Source organism: Pseudomonas sp. BF-RE-21 (genome assembly GCF_019947305.1).
In the GTDB taxonomy this organism is placed as follows: Bacteria; Pseudomonadota; Gammaproteobacteria; order Pseudomonadales; family Pseudomonadaceae; genus Aquipseudomonas; species Aquipseudomonas migulae.
The window spans coordinates 298,268-316,256 of sequence record NZ_JAGYGF010000001.1 but is presented as its reverse complement, the minus strand read 5'-3'; the positions used below and the strand labels follow the sequence as shown (position 1 = coordinate 316,256).

Here is a 17,989-nt window from a genome sequence, read left to right as displayed (position 1 = left end):
CTGTCAGACGCATCCTGTGTGCTCGCCGGATGATCTTCGGTAAAGTGCGCACCATCATTGACCACGAGACGCTTCACCATAAGCGTCCCGACCACGGAAAGCAGGGCCATGACCGATAAGAGCCAACAATTCGCCAGCGACAACTATTCCGGTATCTGCCCTGAAGCCTGGGCGGCGATGGAACAGGCCAACCACGGCCACCAGCGCGCCTACGGCGACGATGAATGGACCGCTCGCGCGTCCGATGATTTCCGCAAACTGTTCGAAACCGACTGCGAAGTGTTCTTCGCCTTCAACGGCACCGCCGCCAACTCCCTGGCCCTGTCGTCGCTGTGCCAGAGTTACCACAGCGTGATCTGCTCGGAAACCGCCCACGTCGAAACCGACGAATGCGGCGCGCCGGAGTTCTTTTCCAACGGCTCCAAGCTGCTGGTCGCTCGCACCGAGAACGGCAAGCTGACCCCGGAATCGATCCGCGAAGTGGCCCTCAAGCGCCAGGACATTCACTACCCGAAACCGCGCGTCGTGACCCTGACCCAGGCCACCGAAGTCGGCAGCGTCTACACCCCGGAAGAAATCCGCGCCATCAGCGCCACTTGCAAAGAACTCGGCCTGAACCTGCACATGGACGGCGCGCGCTTCTCCAACGCCTGCGCGTTCCTCGGCTGCACACCGGCCGACCTGACCTGGAAAGCGGGTGTTGACGTACTGTGCTTCGGCGGCACGAAAAACGGCATGGCAGTGGGTGAGGCGATTCTGTTCTTCAACCACAAACTGGCCGAAGACTTCGACTACCGCTGCAAACAGGCCGGGCAACTGGCCTCGAAAATGCGCTTCCTCTCGGCGCCGTGGGTCGGGATCCTGGAAAACGATGCCTGGCTCAAATACGCCCGCCACGCCAACCACTGCGCTCAACTGCTGGCGGAACTGGTCAGCGATATCCAGGGCGTGGAGCTGATGTTCCCGGTGCAGGCCAACGGCGTGTTCCTGCAACTCTCGGAACCGGCCATCGCCGCACTGACCGCCAAGGGCTGGCGCTTCTACACCTTCATCGGCAACGGCGGCGCCCGCTTCATGTGCTCTTGGGACACCGAGGAAGAACGCGTACGTGAATTGGCAGCGGATATTCGCGAAGTGATGTCCCGCTAACAACACAAACCCTGTAGGAGCCAGCTTGCTGGCGATCCAGACGACGCGGTATGCCTGACACACCGCCATCGCCGGCAAGCCGGCTCCTACAAATCCCCGCCCCGTCTCCATTCTGTGTACGACACAAACCCTGTAGGAGCCGGCTTGCTGGCGATCGCCGCAACGCGGTACACCCGACACACCGCCATCGCCGGCAAGCCGGCTCCTACAAATCCCCGCCCTGCCTCCCATTCTGCGTACGACGAAAAACCTGTAGGAGCCGGCTTGCTGGCGATCCAGACGACGCGGTATGCCTGACACACCGCCATCGCCAGCAAGATGCACCACGCATGTTGGTCTACATTGAAGCGCTCAGATAACAATAATCAGGAGCGCACGCATGTCCCTTCAAGGCAAAACCCTGTTCATCACCGGCGCCAGCCGCGGGATTGGTCGTGAGATCGCGCTGCGGGCCGCGCGCGATGGGGCCAACATCGTGATTGCAGCCAAAAGTGCCGAGCCGCACGCCAAATTGCCGGGCACGATTTTCAGTGTCGCAAAGGAAGTCGAAGCCGCCGGCGGCAAGGCGCTGGCGCTGCAGGTGGATGTGCGTGATGAAGTCGCGGTGCGTGAGGCACTGGCCCAGGCCAACGAGCATTTCGGCGGCATCAATGCGCTGGTCAACAACGCCGGCGCGATCAAGCTGACCGGGGTTCAGCACATCGAGCTCAAGCGCTTCGACCTGATGCACCAGATCAACACCCGCGCCGTATTGCTGTGCAGCCAGGCAGCCCTGCCTTACCTGAAGAAAAGCAGCGGGCATATCCTCAACTTGTCACCACCACTGAACCTGGCAACCAAGTGGTTCGCCCAATACAGCCCGTACACCGTGACCAAATACGGCATGAGCATGCTCACGTTGGGCATGAGCGAGGAATTCAAGAATTACGGGATCAGTGTCAACTCGCTGTGGCCGCAGACGATGATCGCCACCGCCGCCATCGAATTTCAATTGGGCTCACGCGAGTCGTTCAAACATGCGCGCACACCGGAAATCATGGCGGATGCCGCTCACGTTATCTTGAGCAGCACCGGACGCAGCCTGACCGGGCGGTTGTTGATTGATGAGGAAATACTGCGGGAAACCGGCGTGACCGAATTCGATCATTACCGCTTTGAGCCCGGCACCAACGACAAGCTGATGCCAGACCTATTCGTCGACTGAGATATCCACAACCTTGTAGGAGCTGTCGAGTGAAACGAGGCGGCGATCTTTTGACTTCAAAAATCAAGGTCAAAAGATCGCCGCCTCGTTTCACTCGACAGCTCCTACAGGTTTATCGTGCGACCATCAATACTCGATGCGAACGTCGCCCTTCGGCACGCTGCAGCACGACAGGATGAACCCTTCGGCTTCGTCTTCCTCGGTGATCCCGCCGTTGTGGTCCATCTCCACTTCGCCGCCAAGCTTGAGCACCTTGCAGGTGCCGCAAATGCCCATGCCGCATGCTTTCGGAATCATCAGGCCGACCTTGGCGGCCGCCGCATGCACGGTCTCGCCCGGTGCCACGCGGATGCTCTTGCCCGAGGCGGTGAATTCCACCTCATGCAAATCAGCCGCATCGATTTCCGGCGCCTCAGCGGCCTGCTCGGCATTCTCCACGGCATCGGCGATCGCCTCTGGCGGCGTGGCGCCGAACGATTCCTCGTGGTAGTGCTTCATATTGAAGCCGGCGTTTTCCAGCAGGCGCTTGACCGCGTTCATGTAAGGCGTCGGGCCGCAGCAGAACACTTCGCGCTCAAGGAAGTCCGGGACCATCAGTTCCAGCATCTTGTGGTTCAGATAACCGCGATAACCGGCCCATGGCTCACCGAAACCATGTTTTTCACAGATCAGGTGCAGGCTGAAATTTTCGATCCGCGCGGCCATGTGTTCCAGCTCGCGGTGATAAATGATGTCTTTCGGCGAGCGGGCGCTGTGGATAAACGCCATGTCGACATTGCCGTTGGTATCGAAGAACCAGCGGGCCATGGACATGCACGGCGTGATGCCCACGCCGCCACTGAGGTACAGCACTTTCGGGTTCGGGAAGTCGATCGCGTTAAACAGCCCGACCGGGCCGTGCACCGCCAGTTCGTAGCCCTCATGCAGGGTGTCGTGCAGCCAGTTCGAAACCTTGCCGCCCGGCACGCGCTTGATCGTTACCGAAAAGCTGTACGGCACCGAGGGCGAACTGGAAATGGTGTACGAACGCATGATCTGCTGGCCATCGATTTCCAGCTCCAGGGTGACGAATTGCCCCGGCTTGAAGAAGAACATGATCGGCTGGTCGGCCATAAAGCAGAAGGTGCGCACATCCCAGGTTTCCTGGATGACTTTGACGCAACGGACGATGTGTCGGCCATTGGCCCAGGTCTGGGTGGTTACCGGATTCAGGAAGCTGTTGGACATGCTGTTCTCCACCGCCGATGGTCGGCCTTATGTTGACGATTCTGCGTATAGCGCAGACCACCCATTTACCTATCTGCGACATTCACATACTTATCGCGACCAGCCCCCAACTGCCGGGGGTTACGCGTCGGGAACAGATTGGGCCATGTCGCCCATGGATAAGGTTCCGGGCAACGCCGGCCCCACACTCGCCCCATACCAAGACATAACCTTTACACCTTGCGTAGCAACCCTGATCAGCCACTTTCGCGGCCACGCAGATGGCCTTGAGGATATACACGATGGACGTCACCGCAAAAATCAGCCTGGGCGATCCGCTGGAACCCGCACGCAAGGCCACCGCGCAGATGCTGCAAGAGCGCGAGCGCACCTTCTCGCTGCCGCAGCCGTTTTACTCTGACGAGCGGCTGTTTGATATCGACATGCAGGAGATCTTCCAGAAAGAGTGGTTGATCGCCGGCATGACCTGCGAAATCCCGACCAAGGGCAACTACCTGACCCTGCAAGTCGGCAAGAACCCGATCATCGTGATTCGCGGCGCCGAAGGCGTGGTTCACGCCTTCCACAACGTCTGCCGTCACCGCGGTTCGCGGCTGTGCACCAGTGAAAAAGGCAAAGTCGCCAAGCTGGTCTGCCACTACCACCAGTGGACCTACGAGCTGGACGGCCGCCTGCTGTTCGCCGGCACCGAGATGGGCGCCGATTTCGACATGAAGCAGTACGGCCTCAAACCGGTGAACGTGAAGACCGCCGGCGGCTACATCTTCATCAGCCTGTCGGAGAACCCGCCGGCCATCGATGACTTCCTGTCGACGCTGAACCATTACATGGAACCGTACGACATGGAAAACACCAAGGTGGCGGTGCAAACCACCTTGATGGAAAAGGCCAACTGGAAACTGGTGCTGGAAAACAACCGCGAGTGCTACCACTGCAACGCGTCGCACCCGGAACTGCTGAAAACCCTGCTGGAATGGGACGACGTTACCGACCCGCGCGCCGACCAGGCGTTCAAGGACCACGTCGCCGCTTCCGCCGCTGCCTGGGAAGCCGAGAAGATTCCTTACGCCCACGCCAGCTTCGGCCTGCGTAACCGCATCGTGCGCATGCCGCTGCTCAAAGGCACCGTGTCGATGACCATGGACGGCAAACAGGGCTGCGCCAAACTCATGGGCCGCATCAAGAACCCGGACCTGGGCTCGATGCGTATCCTGCACCTGCCGCACTCGTGGAACCACTGCATGGGCGACCACATCATCGTCTTCACCGTGTGGCCGATCAGCGCGCAGGAAACCATGGTCACCACCAAGTGGATCGTGCACAAAGACGCGGTCGAAGGCGTCGACTACGACGTGGAGCGCATGCGCCAGGTCTGGGATGCCACCAACGACCAGGACCGTCGCCTGGCTGAAGAAAACCAGCGCGGGATCAACTCTTCGGCGTACCAGCCTGGGCCTTACTCCAAGACCTATGAGTTTGGTGTGGTGAACTTTGTGGACTGGTACAGCGAGCGTTTGCTGAACAACCTTGGGGCTGAGCCTGCGCCTTACCTCAAGGGTGTTCCGGTTCAGGGTTAAAGATCAAAAACATCGCCGGCAAGCCGGTCTCGCTCCCACAGGGGATTTGTGATCGACACAGATCCAATGTGGGAGCGAGACCGGCTTGCCGGCGATAGCGTCCGACTGATCACCGCATCACTATCTGCAATACCCCTCCCCTCCATAGAACTGTACGAAATATGATCTATTGCGTTCAGCGCTATGGCGTTCGTGGCTTCCAGCCTTCCGCAAACAAGTTATCCACACCTCCACCCACAGCTAATGGGGACAAGTGTGCGATGCCCCCTAACTTTCTCCACAGAAACCGAAGAAAATCCGTGACTTATCCAGAAGCAGGGTTTTGAACAGCGATTGGTTGTTTTTTGATCTAACAGCTGAAAGCCACGCAGTACGTGGCCTGTAGCGGATGGCGAACACCTTATCCACAGAAGCGCCAACAGACTTTGGGGGCAACTTCGCCGCCTCTGTGGAAAACCGCCGAAAGCCGCGATAAATCAGGGTTTACGCGAGGTTAGCCCCTCCAAATCGGCAAATTGATCACTTTTTAATCATGCAGCTAACAGGCCCGGTTTATATGGCCTGTAGCGGACAGCGAACATCTTATCCACAGAAGCGCCAACAGAGTTTGGGGGCAAGTATTGGCGAACGAACAGACTTATCCTCTGGAAAAAGCCCGAAAAAACCGCAACTTAGGCTGGTTGTTTTTTGTACGAAGGCTTGCAGGGCTTGATTTGTATGGCGTGCAGCGATGGGCGAACACGTTATCCACAGAAGCGCTAACAGGGATTGTGGGTAACCGTGATCAAACCCTGTTGAAACAGGACAGGCCCGAAGCAATATCCAGATTCAACTCGTAATCATTGAATGCACGCCATCCGAGCAAAATCGACGGCACGTACTGCCCAAGCAGCATCGACGGCGGGATCGTAAAGTCCGGGTAATACTTGTACGCGATCAGACGGGTACGCCCGGACAAGCTCAACTCGCCCTTGAAGATCTGGTGGTGCGGCTTATCGATGACATGAACAGGTGAAGCGCCGGGTGAGGCGGATGTCAGGTAATCCACATTGCCGGTGTCGATAATCGCCACGGTCGCACGCCGATCCAGCCGCGCAGCAAGGGTCAATCGTTGATTGATGTCGATACGGACGAAGGTGACCGGCGAATCACATCGTGTGGGCGCCGCAGCGTTGATCTCCAGCGTCTTTTTCGTAATGGTCAATCGTCCCAGCTTACCGATCAGGTCGAGCCCCAATAAGTTATCCCGGTCACTGACAAACACCAGGACGTTCCTGAACTCGCTTGCACCGATCTTCAGGGACTCAAGGATTCCGAGTTTGGCCGCCAGGTCCCGCTCGCCGTAGAAAGTGCTGTAGCCGTAATCAGAGTCGGTCAGCAGCTTGATGCCCATCTGCTTCGCGGTTTCGCTGTTGACCCGGGTTTGCGGGGCGCCCGTATCCAGAATGAACCGCGCCGAAACACCGTTGGCGGCTTTGACATCGAGGTACGGCAGCACCTCATTCGTCTCGTGGCCATCGTTTGGGGAAGGATGAATCGGCAGCACTTCGCGTCGCGGTGATCTTGTCAGTGAGAAATCGGCGACCTGCCGCAAGGTCGCGATCGATTCGCTGCCGAACATGGAGAACAACTGTTGGAGTTCAGGGTCATTGGCGATGGCTTGAGCATGGCGCCGCTTGATTGCCAGGTAGTAATCGGGCAGCTGATTGGCGGCCTTGGTCTCGAACATTCTGGCGAGAACGGTGACTGAACAATTGAGGTTTTTATCAGGCGCCAACACCTGATCGCAGTGTTGCTTCATTTGCGCCAGGGAGGCGTGCCGCCCCTGCGCAGAGTCGATCCATTGATAGAAATCCGGATCGCCCTGGCGGGTTTCAGCGGCCGCAGCCATCACAACCAGCATCACGCCACAGATCAGACATGTCTCACGCCGACTGACCGTGTTCATCGACAACCCATTCCTGAAAACGAGTTTTATGAATCAGCGCTGCTGCCGCCTCGGGCCGCTCATTAAGAAATGTAGCTCACTAGGGCCACTGCATGAGGTAAGCGTCGCCGGTCACCCGAATCATCGGGTGTGGCGTGATCTGGCAGGTATCGACGATGCGGAAACCATGCCGCTCATAGAAACGACGGGCGCCGGTGTTGACGGCGTAGTCGATCAGGCTCAAGCCCTTGAGCCCCAACTGGCGGGCGCGTTCGTGAGCGTGGGCGAGGAACTGCTTGCCAAGGCCCTGGTTGCGCCAGCCTTCATGCAGCGCGAGGCTCGATATGTACAGCGTGTCGGGGATTTCCATGTCGGCATACGGCGCCAGCACCGGATCGGTGGTGGGCTCGGCCAGTGGATCGTGGCGCATCACATAGCTGTGCATCATGCCGATGACGTGGCCGTCGGCCTCGGCGATGAGGCAGTTCTGGTAGGAGAAATCCACGTCGTCACGGGCGTAACGCAGGGCGCCGACGTCCAACAGGTCCTGGCCGGGTTCGGCGAGTTGGCTCCAGATGTAATCCGAAGCGCCTTCCGAGGAAATCTGAAACAGGCGAGCAATTTCCCGCGCGTCGCTGCGCAAGGCCGAACGAAATTTGACGGTCATTAAACTTTCCCCCTGTGGGAGCGAGCCTGCTCGCGATAGCGGTGTATCAGTTGACATAAATTCAGCTGACACACCGCTATCGCCGGCAAGCCGGTCTCGCTCCCACATTTTGATCTGTGCTGAGTATTGGTTAGCGGACCACGCCTTCTTCAATCAGCAATTTGAGAATCGCTTCGGCACCCGCTTGCGCCGTGACGCCTTTGAGCACCTGCCCGCCGCCGCCACTGGCTTTGGCCGTCGCCGCTTTCATCCGGTCCGCGCCGCTTTTGGCTTTGATCACCTTCAAGCGTTTAGGCCGAGGCTTGGCCGGTTGCAGCGTCGATACGGCCAGCAACGCATCATCGATCACTTCGACTTCATCCGCCTGCAAAACACCACGCCGGGCCGGGCCGTACGCGCTCTGACGAGGCTTCGGCGCCGCGTTATCCACAGTCGCCAGGAACGGCAGCCGCACCTTCAAACGACGGCGCTGACCACGGGGCAACGCTTGAAGGACAAGCGCCGAACTGCCATCGATGGACTCCACCTGAGCCAGCCCGACCACCAGCGGCCAGCCGAGGTTTTCCGCCAGCAGGAACGGCAGCATGCCCGAGCCTTCGCCGGTTTCTGCCTGGCTGCCAGTCAGCACGACTTGTGCTCCGGCATCGCGCAAATAGGCGGTCAACGCCGGCAAGGCATCGGCACCGGATGGTTGCTCCAGTACGTGCAGTTGTTCCAGGCCCATGCCCAGATAGGCGCGTAGCGCAGGCTCCGCGACGTCACCGGCATGCAGCACTTGCAGGTTATCCCCAGCCAGTTGCAGACCCAGTTCCACCGCCCGCGCATCCTGCTCCGCGCGACGTGGCCGGCCGGAGGTCGGGTGGGCGCCGATGGACACCAGGCTGATGATTTTCGTGCTCATAACCCTTTCCTTCCCTTAAGCCGCATCGCGCTTGGCGTCGTCGCGATAAGCCGCTATCGCATCGATCAAGGCTTGAAGAATCTCGGCACTCTCGCCGATCACCGACAGGTCGGCCCGTTTGATCATGTCGCAACCTGGGTCGAGGTTGATCGCCACCACCTTGTCGCAGGCACCGATGCCTTGCAGGTGCTGGATCGCCCCGGAAATCCCCACCGCCACGTAGACCCTCGCAGTGACCCACGTGCCGGACGCGCCGACCTGACGATCACGGGCCATGAAGCCATCGTCCACCGCCACACGGGATGCGCCTTCGGTGGCGCCGAGCGCTTCGGCAGTCCTGTGGAAAAGTCCCCAGTCCTTGACGCCGTTGCCGCCGGAGAAGATGAACTCGGCTTCGGCCATCGGAATGGCTGCCGGATCCACGGCCACAGCGCCCAGATCTTCGATCCGCGACAGGCTGCGCGCCACGGTTGTGGATAACTCCACCGGCAAGGCTTCATGACGGGTTTCGCTGACCGGCTCGGCGCATTCGGCGGCGGCCAGAATCAAGCGTGCGACCGGACGCGCAAGGTCTTGCAACCCGGCGCCAGCGCGGCCGATGCATTCCTGATCCTTGACCTGCCAGACCCGTGTGGCCGGGCGTTCGCCCAGTGCAGCGGCAAAGCGCCGACCGAGTTCGCCGCCACCGCTGCGGCTGTCCGGCAGCAGCCAGTGACGCGGGCTGAACTGGTTATCCACAGCCCGCAGGCCCTGGACACGTTGCTCCGGTGCATAACCACTGAATTCGTCGCCTTCGAGCACCAGCAAGCGATCGACGCCAGCGGTGGCAAAGGCGTTTTCCTTGTGTTCGCCGAAGACCACGGCCAACACCGCGCCGTCCTTGCCGGCCAGCTGGTGGGCCAGGCCGAGCAAATCCTTGTCGTGGCTACTCAAGCGGCCGCCGACCATGTCCGGCACCACGCTGATGTAAAACGCAGGTGCTGGCACTTGATGCAGCGGCAATTGCACTTCAACAGCCGCCGAGCGTTTGGTCGCCCCGCCCTGCTGCGCGCCGCTGCGGTCGATGCGCTTGATGCCGTTGGGACCGATAAAACCGATGCCATGCGGGTTCTTGCGGATGACGCCGTTCGGCCCCATCCAGCTGTGTTGCGCCGGCTGCATGGCCGCGTGCAGCGGGTGCAGGCGGTTACGGGCAATCCATTCGGCGCGGGGGTCGCGGCGGATAATGTCGCTCATCAGTGGGCCTCCGCAGGTTCACGTTGGGCCGGTGTGGACGGTTTGCTTGGCGCTGCGTCTTCAAGCAGTGCGTCCGCCACCAGCTCGGCGATGTCCTTGATCAACGGCCGTGGTTCGACCACGCCTTCGAGCATCGCGGTGCATTGTGGACAACCCACGGCCACCAGTTCGGCGCCGGTTTCGCGGATGTCTTCCATGCGCATGTCGGGGATCCGCTGCTTGCCCGGAATGTCGGTGATCGGCGCGCCGCCACCGCCGCCGCAGCAGCGTGAACGGAAACCGGAGCGTTGCATCTCTTTCACTTCAATCCCGAGGGCGCGCAGCACTTCACGCGGCGCCTCGTATTCGCCGTTGTAGCGACCGAGGTAGCACGGGTCGTGATAGGTCACGCTGCTGCCTTTGTGCTGGCCGAGATTGAGCGCGCCGGCGTCGATGATTTCGGCCATGTAGGTGCTGTGGTGCTGCACCAGGTAGTTGCCGTCGAAGGCGCCGTATTCGTTTTTCAGCACGTGGAAGCTGTGCGGGTCGCAGGTGACGATGCGGTTGAAACTGTACTTGGCCAGGGTCTGGATGTTGCGCTTGGCCAACAACTGGAACGTCGCTTCGTCGCCCAGACGTCGGGCTACGTCACCGCTGTCGCGTTCTTCGAGACCGAGTACCGCGAAGTCGACCTTGGCCGCTTTCAGCACTTTGACGAAGGCACGCAAGGTGCGCTGGTTGCGCATGTCGAAGGCTCCGTCGCCGACCCAGAACAGCACGTCGGTGGATTTTTTCTCGCTGAGCAGATTGAGGTTCAAATCCGCCGCCCAGTTCATCCGCCCACCCGGTGCGAAACCGCCAGGGTTGTCGGTGGCAATCAGGTTTTCCAGGACTTCGGCGCCCTTGTTCGGGGTCGCGCCTTTTTCCAGGGTCAGATGGCGACGCATGTCGACGATGGCATCGACGTGCTCGATCATCATCGGGCATTCCTCGACGCAGGCACGGCAGGTGGTGCAGGACCACAGGGTTTCGGCGTCCACCAGACCGTTGACGATCGGTTGATGCGGATTGCCCGCGTGTTCGCCGATGGCTTTGCCCGGATAGGGGCTGCCAGCGAACTTGGCATCGGTGCCGCCGGCAAGGCCGACGACCATGTCCTGAATCAGCTTTTTCGGGTTCAGCGGCTGGCCGGCGGCGAACGCCGGGCACGCGGCTTCACATTTACCGCATTGCACGCAGGCATCGAAACCGAGCAGTTGGTTCCAGGTGAAATCCTTGGGTTTTTCCACGCCCAACGGTGCGCTTGGATCGTTCAGGTCGAGCGGTTTCAAACCGGTGGAACGACCACCGCCAAAACGCTCGGCGCGACGGTGCCAGGCCAGGTGCAGCGCACCGGCGAAGGCGTGCTTCATCGGCCCGCCCCAGGTCATGCCGAAGAACAATTCCGAAACGCCCCACAGCACGCCGATGCCGAGGATCGCTGCCACCACCCAACCGCCAAAATTCTCCGGAAGGATGCCGGCGACCGGCAGAGTCAACAGGAAGAAGCTCGCCGAGAACGCCAACAAGCTTTTCGGCAGGCGCATCCACGGCCCTTTGGACAGGCGAGCCGGCGGGTTGCGACGACGCAGGTACACAAAGATCGCACCGACGAACATCACCACTGTCATCAACAACAGCGCGTAACCGAGGATGCGGTTATGCAGGCCGAAACCGTGCACCAGAATCGCCAGCACGATGGACGCCACCGCACCACCGGCCGTGGCCACGTGGGTGTTGGCGATGTATTTGTCCCGCGCGACAACATGGTGCAAATCGACCATGTAGCGCTTGGGCATGGCGAACAGGCCACCGATCAGGTCGACCTTGGAGGCTCGGCCCCGGCGCCACATGGCCACCCGCCGCAACGCGCCGAGGACAGCAAGGCCCAGGGCAGCGAACAACAGGATTGGAAGAAGGGTGTTCAACATGGTGGAGCTCCCAAAGACCGCAGGGTCTTGCAGGCCAAACTACCTGGATGCCTTGCCCGATTCCTGTAGGAGCGAGGCTTGCCCGCGAAAGCGATGGGTCAGCCGACAACAATGTTGAATGTCAGGACGCCTTCGCGGGCAAGCCTCGCTCCTACAGGGTTATCCACAAGCTCTTAGAAATCCTTGCACAGCCGCAGCGCGTCGTAGATCGCCGCGTGCACGTTACGCTGGGCCACGCAGTCGCCGATGCGGAACAGCAGGTAGCCGTCACCGCTCTGCTCAAGGCATGGCTGCGGCTTGATCGCGAACAAGGCTTCGACGTCGATCTGGCCTTTGTTGCGCGAGCCGTCCTTCAGCGCGTAGTAGATTTCTTCGTCCGGGCGCACGCCGTTTTCCACGACCACCTGGTCGACCACCCGCTCCTCTTTGGCGCCGGTGTATTCGTTTTCCAGCACCGCCACCAGCTTGTCGCCTTCGCGGTAGACCTTCTCCAGCATCATGTCCCCGGTCATGATCACTTCTTTCGGGTACATGCTGCGGTAGTAAGTCGGGAACGACGTGCCGCCAATCGCGACCCCGGGCTTGATGTCGTCGGTGACGATCTCGACCTGGCTGCCCTTGTCGGCGAGGAAGTCGGCGGTCGACATCCCGGTGAACTCGCAAATAGTGTCGTAGACCAGCACGTTCTTGCCCGGCGCGACCTTGCCGTCGAGCACGTCCCAGCTGCTGACCACCAAGCCTTCAGCCGCGCCCCAGTGTTCGTTCTGCTCAAGGAACGGATGACCGCCAACCGCCAGCACCACCACATCTGGACGCAGGTCCATGATGGTCGGAGCATCAGCCGCAGTGCCCAGGCGCAGGTCTACTTTCAACCGTGCCAGTTCCAGCTGATACCAGCGGGTGATACCGGCGATCTGGTCACGCTGCGGCGCTTTCGACGCCGTGGTGATCTGCCCGCCGATGAATTCCTTTTTCTCGAACAGGGTCACGTCGTGGCCACGTTCGGCGGCCACGCGGGCGGCTTCCATCCCGGCAGGACCGGCACCGACCACCACCACCTTGCGTTTCACGCCAGTGGTTTTTTCGATGATGTGCGGCAGGCCCATGTATTCACGGGAGGTCGCCGCGTTCTGGATGCACAACACATCCAGGCCTTGATACTGACGGTCGATGCAGTAGTTCGCGCCGACGCATTGTTTGATCTGGTCGATCTGACCCATCTTGATCTTGGCGATCAGGTGCGGGTCAGCGATGTGCGCGCGAGTCATGCCGACCATGTCGACGTAACCGCCCTCCAGAATACGGGTCGCCTGGTTCGGGTCCTTGATGTTCTGTGCGTGCAGCACCGGAACCTTGACTACTTCCTTGATGCCGGCCGCCAGGTGCAGGAACGGCTCCGGCGGGTAACTCATGTTCGGAATCACGTTGGCCAGGGTGTTGTGGGTGTCGCAACCCGAACCCACGACGCCGAGGAAATCGAGCATGCCGGTGTCGTCGTAATACTTGGCAATCTGCTTCATGTCCTCGTGGGACAGGCCGTCCGGGTGGAATTCGTCACCACAGATACGCATGCCCACGCAGAAATCATCACCGACTTCGGCGCGCACGGCTTTCAACACTTCCAGACCGAATTTCATGCGGCCTTCGAAGCTGCCGCCCCATTCGTCTGTACGCTTGTTGACCCGCGGGCTCCAGAACTGGTCGATCATGTGCTGGTGCACGGCAGACAGCTCGACACCGTCCAGGCCACCGGCCTTGGCGCGGCGGGCCGCTTGGGCGTAGTTGCCGATCACCCGCCAGATTTCTTCCGGCTCGATGGTTTTGCAGGTGGCGCGGTGCACCGGTTCACGGATGCCGGACGGCGACATCAGCGTCGGCCAGTTGAAACCGTCCCAGCGCGAACGCCGGCCCATGTGGGTAATCTGAATCATGATCTTGGCGCCGTGCTTGTGCATGGCGTCGGCCAGATTCTGGAAGTGCGGAATAATGCGGTCGGTGGACAGGTTCACCGAACTCCACCACTCCTGCGGGCTGTCGATAGCCACCACGGACGAACCGCCGCAAATCGCCAGGCCGATCCCGCCCTTGGCTTTCTCTTCGTAATACTTGACGTACCGATCGGTGGTCATGCCGCCGTCGGTCGCGTAGACCTCGGCATGCGCGGTGCTGAGCACGCGGTTACGGATGGTCAGTTTGCCGATCTGGATCGGCTGGAACATTGCTTCGAAAGCCATGGCGGGTTCCTCGACTTACAACGGCTTGACGGTGAACAAACCGTCGTCGTGGCCTTCTTCGGAGCCACCGTAGACTTGTTCGGCAACGGTGCGAATCTTGCTGCCGCGGGCTTGCAGAATCTGGTCCATGGCACCGGCAAACCAGCCAGTGAACATGTAGTCGACCTTGCGCCCGACCTTGCCGTACACGTAGACGAAAGCGGAGTGTTCAAGCTTGACGCTGGCGGTGCCTTTGTCGAGGTCGATGTCCTGGATCTTGAACAGGCCCCAGCCGCGTTGCGACAGGCGCTTCATGTAGTGCTCGAACACCGCGACGCCTTCCAGGCCGTGGCATTCAGCTTCTTTTTCACACCAGTGCCAGGCGGACTTGTAGCCGGCCTTGTAGAGAATTTCGGCGTAGGCGTCGGCGCCCAGCACTTCCTCGATGCCCATGTGGTTGTTGACGAAGAAGTGACGCGGCACATACAGCATCGGCAGGGCGTCGGAGGTCCAGACACCGGTTTCGCTGTCGACTTCGATAGGCAATTGCGGGGCGATCTTGGCCATGGAAACTTAACTCCAGAAAAATTTTGGTGTTGCCCCCGGCACGGATGGCCGGGGGAAAGAATTCAGAGGTGCGGCGGCTTATTCGCCCCAGACATCTTTCAAGACGTTGACCCAGTTCTCGCCCATGATCTTGCGGACCACGCGCTCGGAATGGCCGCGCTTGAGCAGGGTTTCGGTCAGGTTCGGGAACTCGCCGACGGTGCGGATGCCCAGCGGGTTGATGATCTTGCCGAAGCTGGTCAGACGGCGGGCGTAGCCCTTGTCATGGGTCAGGTATTCGAAGAAGTCCTGGCCATGGCCCTGGGTGAAGTCGGTGCCGATGCCGATGGCGTCTTCGCCGACGATGTTCATGGTGTATTCGATGGCTTCGGCGTAGTCGTCGATGGTCGAATCGATGCCCTTGGCGAGGAACGGCGCGAACATGGTCACGCCGACGAAACCGCCGTGGTCGGCGATGAACTTCAGTTCTTCATCGGATTTGTTGCGCGGGTGAATTTTCAGACCCGACGGCAGGCAATGGGAGTAGCAGACCGGTTTCTTCGATTCGAGGATGACTTCTTCGGAAGTCTTGGAACCGACGTGGGACAGGTCGCACATGACCCCGACGCGGTTCATCTCGGCAACGATTTCGCGACCGAAGCCCGACAGGCCGCCATCACGCTCGTAGCAACCGGTACCGACCAGGTTCTGGGTGTTGTAGCACATCTGCACGATACCGACGCCGAGCTGCTTGAACACCTCGACATAGCCGATCTGGTCTTCGAAGGCGTGAGCATTCTGGAAGCCGAACAGGATGCCGGTCTTGCCCTGCTCCTTGGCTTTACGGATGTCGGCGGTGGTGCGAACCGGAATCACCAGGTCGCTGTTCTCGCGGATCAGCTTCTGGCTGGCGGCGATGTTGTTGACGGTGGCCTGAAAGCCCTCCCACACCGACACGGTGCAGTTGGCCGCGGTCAGACCGCCCTTGCGCATGTCTTCAAACAGCTCGCGGTTCCACTTGGCAATAATCAGCCCGTCGATAACGATGCTGTCGGCGTGCAATTCGGCTGGGCTCATCAGGCTGTCCCCTATTAGCGATTCATGCGCCGAATCGTGTGCCGGCGCTTTGGGGCCAGCATATGCCTGAGTACCGGTGCAGCCGGGTGCAAAAACGACAGGGGGTTTGCCGAAAGCGTCAATCTGCGACAAAGGGTCGTCGTTGAACGTCGCGGGCCACCTGTTCAAGGACTTGCGCATGGGCCAGAATTCGCCGCATTACGGAATTTGGGCCAAAAAAGGGGCTGAGGCGCAATGAAATCGATCTTACTGGCAATGGCACTGATAGCGACCGGCGTACAGGCGGCTGAAGAGTCCGACATCAACCCCTGCGATGCGGTCGAAAACGAAGTCCAGACCCTGGAATGCTCGGTCTACAGCCGAACCACCGCCGAAGACCTGCTCAAAGACAACTACCAGAGCCTGACCGAGCGCATGCAAACGCTCTACGGCAAAAACCCGACACAACTGGCCGACATCACCGCCAAAATCAAGGCCGCCCAGCAGCAATGGCTGAAGACCCGGGATGCGGATTGCACAGTTGAAGCGTTTCCGGCGACCAGCGGCAGCAAGGCGTTCACTATTGCGCAGAACGATTGCGTGGCGCGGATGAGTGATGAGCGGTCGGAGTTTTTGGAGTCGATTGGGCAGGAGTGATTAAGAGCTGAGCTTATTGTTTCTACACCCTGCCAACGCGAGCGGTAAGCTGCACACCATAATTTGGTAGAGGGATTCAAATGAAAATCTGCGGCATCGAAATCAAAGGCAGCGAAGCGATCATCGCCGTGGCCTCCCTCGACGATCAGGTACTGAGCCACGTCGCGCTGAACACCAAGAAAATCGCCCTCGACGATGACGACGAAGCCGCCAACGTCAAAGTCTTTGCCGCTCAGGTGGCGTCGTTTGTCCGTGAGAATTCAATCGACCGGATCGCGATCAAGAAGCGCAGCAAGAAAGGCGAATTCGCCGGTGGGCCGACCACGTTCAAGATCGAGGGCGTTTTTCAGTTGCTGGAGAGTTGCGAGGTGACGTTGCTGTCGCCACAGACGATCAATGCGCAGAACAAGAAGTTTGATTTTGAGCTGCCGGGGACGCTGAACAAGTATCAGCATGAGGCTTACAAAGCCGCCTGTTCGGCACTGATGAAAAAGTAAACGCGACACGACCTGTAGGAGCGAGGCTTGCCCGCGAAGGCGGAGTGTCAACGACGGTGATTTCGATTGAGGCGGCCTCTTCGCGGGCAAGCCTCACTCCTACAGGATTCGGTTTTTTCCGTTGATAGTGTCAGGCCTTTTGGGTTTGTCGCCGGTCTTCCCGCGGACACCGCTCAAACTTCGCCCGATAACTTCGGGTGAAGTACGACGGCGATTCAAACCCGCACGCAATGCTCACTTCCAGCACACTCATATCGGTCTGCCGCAGCAACTGCCGCGCCTTCTCCAGCCTTAACCGCAGGTAGAAATTGCTCGGCGTATCGTTCAAATGCAGCCTGAACAACCGCTCCAGCTGCCGCCGCGTCACCTTGATCGACTCCGCCAGCTCCAGCGTGGTCAGCGGCGGTTCGCTGTGTTGTTCCATCTCGCCGATCACGTGAACGAGCTTCTTGTTGCTGATGCCATAGCGCGTGGCGACTTCCATGCGCTGGTGGTCTTTGCGCGGGCGGATGCGGCCGAGTACGAATTGTTCGCTGACCTGGATCGCCAGTTCCGGGCCGTGGGCCTGGGCGATGAGGTCGAGCATCAGGTCGATGGAGGCGGTGCCGCCGGCGGAAGTGATGCGGCGACGGTCGATCTCGAACAGTTCCTGAGTGACGCTGAGCTGTGGATAAGATTCCTTGAACGCGTCGATGGCTTCCCAGTGCAGGGTTAGGCGATGGCCGTCGAGCAGGCCGGCCTCGGCGAGGACGAAGCTGCCGGTGTCGATGGCGCCGAGTGTCACGCCTTCGTTGTCCAGCCGGCGCAGCCAGTGCTCCAGAGCTGGCGTGGCGAATTTCAGCGGTTCAAAACCGGCAACCACCAATAAGGTCGCGCCTTTCTTCAGCGGTTCCAGTGCTGCATCGGCGTTGACCGACATGCCGTTACTGGCCAGCACCGCCCCGCCATCCGCACTCAGCACATGCCAGCGATACAGCTCGCCGCGAAAGCGATTGGCGACCCGCAGCGGCTCGATGGCCGAGATGAAACCGATGGCCGAGAAACCCGGCATCAACATGAAGTAGAAATCCTGGGACATGGAGCGCACTCGATTCGCGGGTAGCGTGTGCTGTTGATACGCCACTTGCGAGCGGCATTCAAGTGGACAGGTCGCTGCAGTGCAAGAGCTGGTCGCCGCAGTGCG

At 60.1% G+C, this 17,989-nt stretch carries 15 protein-coding genes; 5 read left to right on the top strand and 10 right to left on the bottom strand.

Annotation, left to right across the window (positions count from 1 at the left end; translation table 11 throughout):
* Positions 1-108 precede the first annotated feature (108 nt).
* Together KGB25_RS01480 and KGB25_RS01475 are read left to right on the top strand one after the other, a co-directional pair.
* Positions 109-1,149: a low specificity L-threonine aldolase gene (locus tag KGB25_RS01480; protein WP_008035042.1), complete on the top strand. Its 1,041-nt coding sequence runs from the start codon at positions 109-111 to the stop codon at positions 1,147-1,149.
* A 379-nt stretch (positions 1,150-1,528) separates the two neighbouring features.
* Positions 1,529-2,353, top strand: a complete 825-nt coding sequence (locus KGB25_RS01475) for an SDR family oxidoreductase (protein WP_223434080.1) — start codon at positions 1,529-1,531, stop codon at positions 2,351-2,353.
* A gap of 126 nt (positions 2,354-2,479) precedes the next feature.
* Here the strand turns inward: KGB25_RS01475 and gbcB are convergent, their stop codons facing one another.
* Positions 2,480-3,580, bottom strand: a complete 1,101-nt coding sequence (gene gbcB / locus KGB25_RS01470) for a glycine-betaine demethylase subunit GbcB (RefSeq protein ID WP_008033237.1) — start codon at positions 3,578-3,580, stop codon at positions 2,480-2,482.
* A 281-nt stretch (positions 3,581-3,861) separates the two neighbouring features.
* Between gbcB and gbcA the strand changes: the two genes are divergently transcribed.
* Positions 3,862-5,157 (top strand): glycine-betaine demethylase subunit GbcA, encoded by a 1,296-nt coding sequence (gene gbcA, locus KGB25_RS01465; RefSeq protein WP_008044830.1) that lies wholly within the window; start codon positions 3,862-3,864, stop codon positions 5,155-5,157.
* Between the two features lie 784 nt (positions 5,158-5,941).
* Here gbcA and KGB25_RS01460 read toward each other — a convergent pair.
* From KGB25_RS01460 to KGB25_RS01425, 8 genes are all read right to left on the bottom strand, one after another.
* Positions 5,942-7,105, bottom strand: a complete 1,164-nt coding sequence (locus KGB25_RS01460) for a TIGR02281 family clan AA aspartic protease (RefSeq protein ID WP_223434079.1) — start codon at positions 7,103-7,105, stop codon at positions 5,942-5,944.
* A gap of 79 nt (positions 7,106-7,184) precedes the next feature.
* Complete coding sequence (locus KGB25_RS01455; protein WP_223434078.1) at positions 7,185-7,751, bottom strand: GNAT family N-acetyltransferase; 567 nt, start codon at positions 7,749-7,751, stop codon at positions 7,185-7,187.
* A 130-nt stretch (positions 7,752-7,881) separates the two neighbouring features.
* Entirely contained in the window at positions 7,882-8,652 is a 771-nt protein-coding gene (locus KGB25_RS01450) for an electron transfer flavoprotein subunit beta (protein WP_192416772.1), read from the bottom strand.
* Between the two features lie 15 nt (positions 8,653-8,667).
* On the bottom strand, positions 8,668-9,888 hold the full coding sequence (locus tag KGB25_RS01445; RefSeq protein WP_223434077.1) for an electron transfer flavoprotein subunit alpha/FixB family protein: 1,221 nt from the start codon (positions 9,886-9,888) through the stop codon (positions 8,668-8,670).
* On the bottom strand, positions 9,888-11,837 hold the full coding sequence (gene dgcB / locus KGB25_RS01440) for a dimethylglycine demethylation protein DgcB (RefSeq protein WP_192227589.1): 1,950 nt from the start codon (positions 11,835-11,837) through the stop codon (positions 9,888-9,890). The genes KGB25_RS01445 and dgcB overlap by 1 nt, the downstream gene beginning before the upstream one ends.
* Before the next feature lie 173 nt (positions 11,838-12,010).
* Positions 12,011-14,071, bottom strand: a complete 2,061-nt coding sequence (gene dgcA / locus KGB25_RS01435) for a dimethylglycine demethylation protein DgcA (RefSeq protein ID WP_008033247.1) — start codon at positions 14,069-14,071, stop codon at positions 12,011-12,013.
* 15 nt (positions 14,072-14,086) lie between these two features.
* On the bottom strand, positions 14,087-14,617 hold the full coding sequence (locus tag KGB25_RS01430; RefSeq protein ID WP_008033249.1) for a DUF5943 domain-containing protein: 531 nt from the start codon (positions 14,615-14,617) through the stop codon (positions 14,087-14,089).
* 78 nt (positions 14,618-14,695) lie between these two features.
* A complete protein-coding gene (locus KGB25_RS01425; protein ID WP_008033250.1) occupies positions 14,696-15,673 on the bottom strand; it encodes a dipeptidase in 978 nt (325 codons plus the stop codon).
* A 234-nt stretch (positions 15,674-15,907) separates the two neighbouring features.
* Between KGB25_RS01425 and KGB25_RS01420 the strand changes: the two genes are divergently transcribed.
* Positions 15,908-16,309 carry a lysozyme inhibitor LprI family protein gene (locus tag KGB25_RS01420; protein ID WP_223434076.1) on the top strand — a complete coding sequence of 134 codons (402 nt, stop codon included), beginning with the start codon at positions 15,908-15,910 and terminating at the stop codon, positions 16,307-16,309.
* 80 nt (positions 16,310-16,389) lie between these two features.
* Positions 16,390-16,806 (top strand): DUF3010 family protein, encoded by a 417-nt coding sequence (locus KGB25_RS01415; RefSeq protein WP_214379365.1) that lies wholly within the window; start codon positions 16,390-16,392, stop codon positions 16,804-16,806.
* Positions 16,807-16,936: 130 nt separating this feature from the next.
* On the opposite strand, the gene KGB25_RS01410 is transcribed toward KGB25_RS01415, so the two are convergent.
* Entirely contained in the window at positions 16,937-17,884 is a 948-nt protein-coding gene (locus tag KGB25_RS01410; protein WP_008033255.1) for a GlxA family transcriptional regulator, read from the bottom strand.
* Positions 17,885-17,989: the final 105 nt, after the last annotated feature.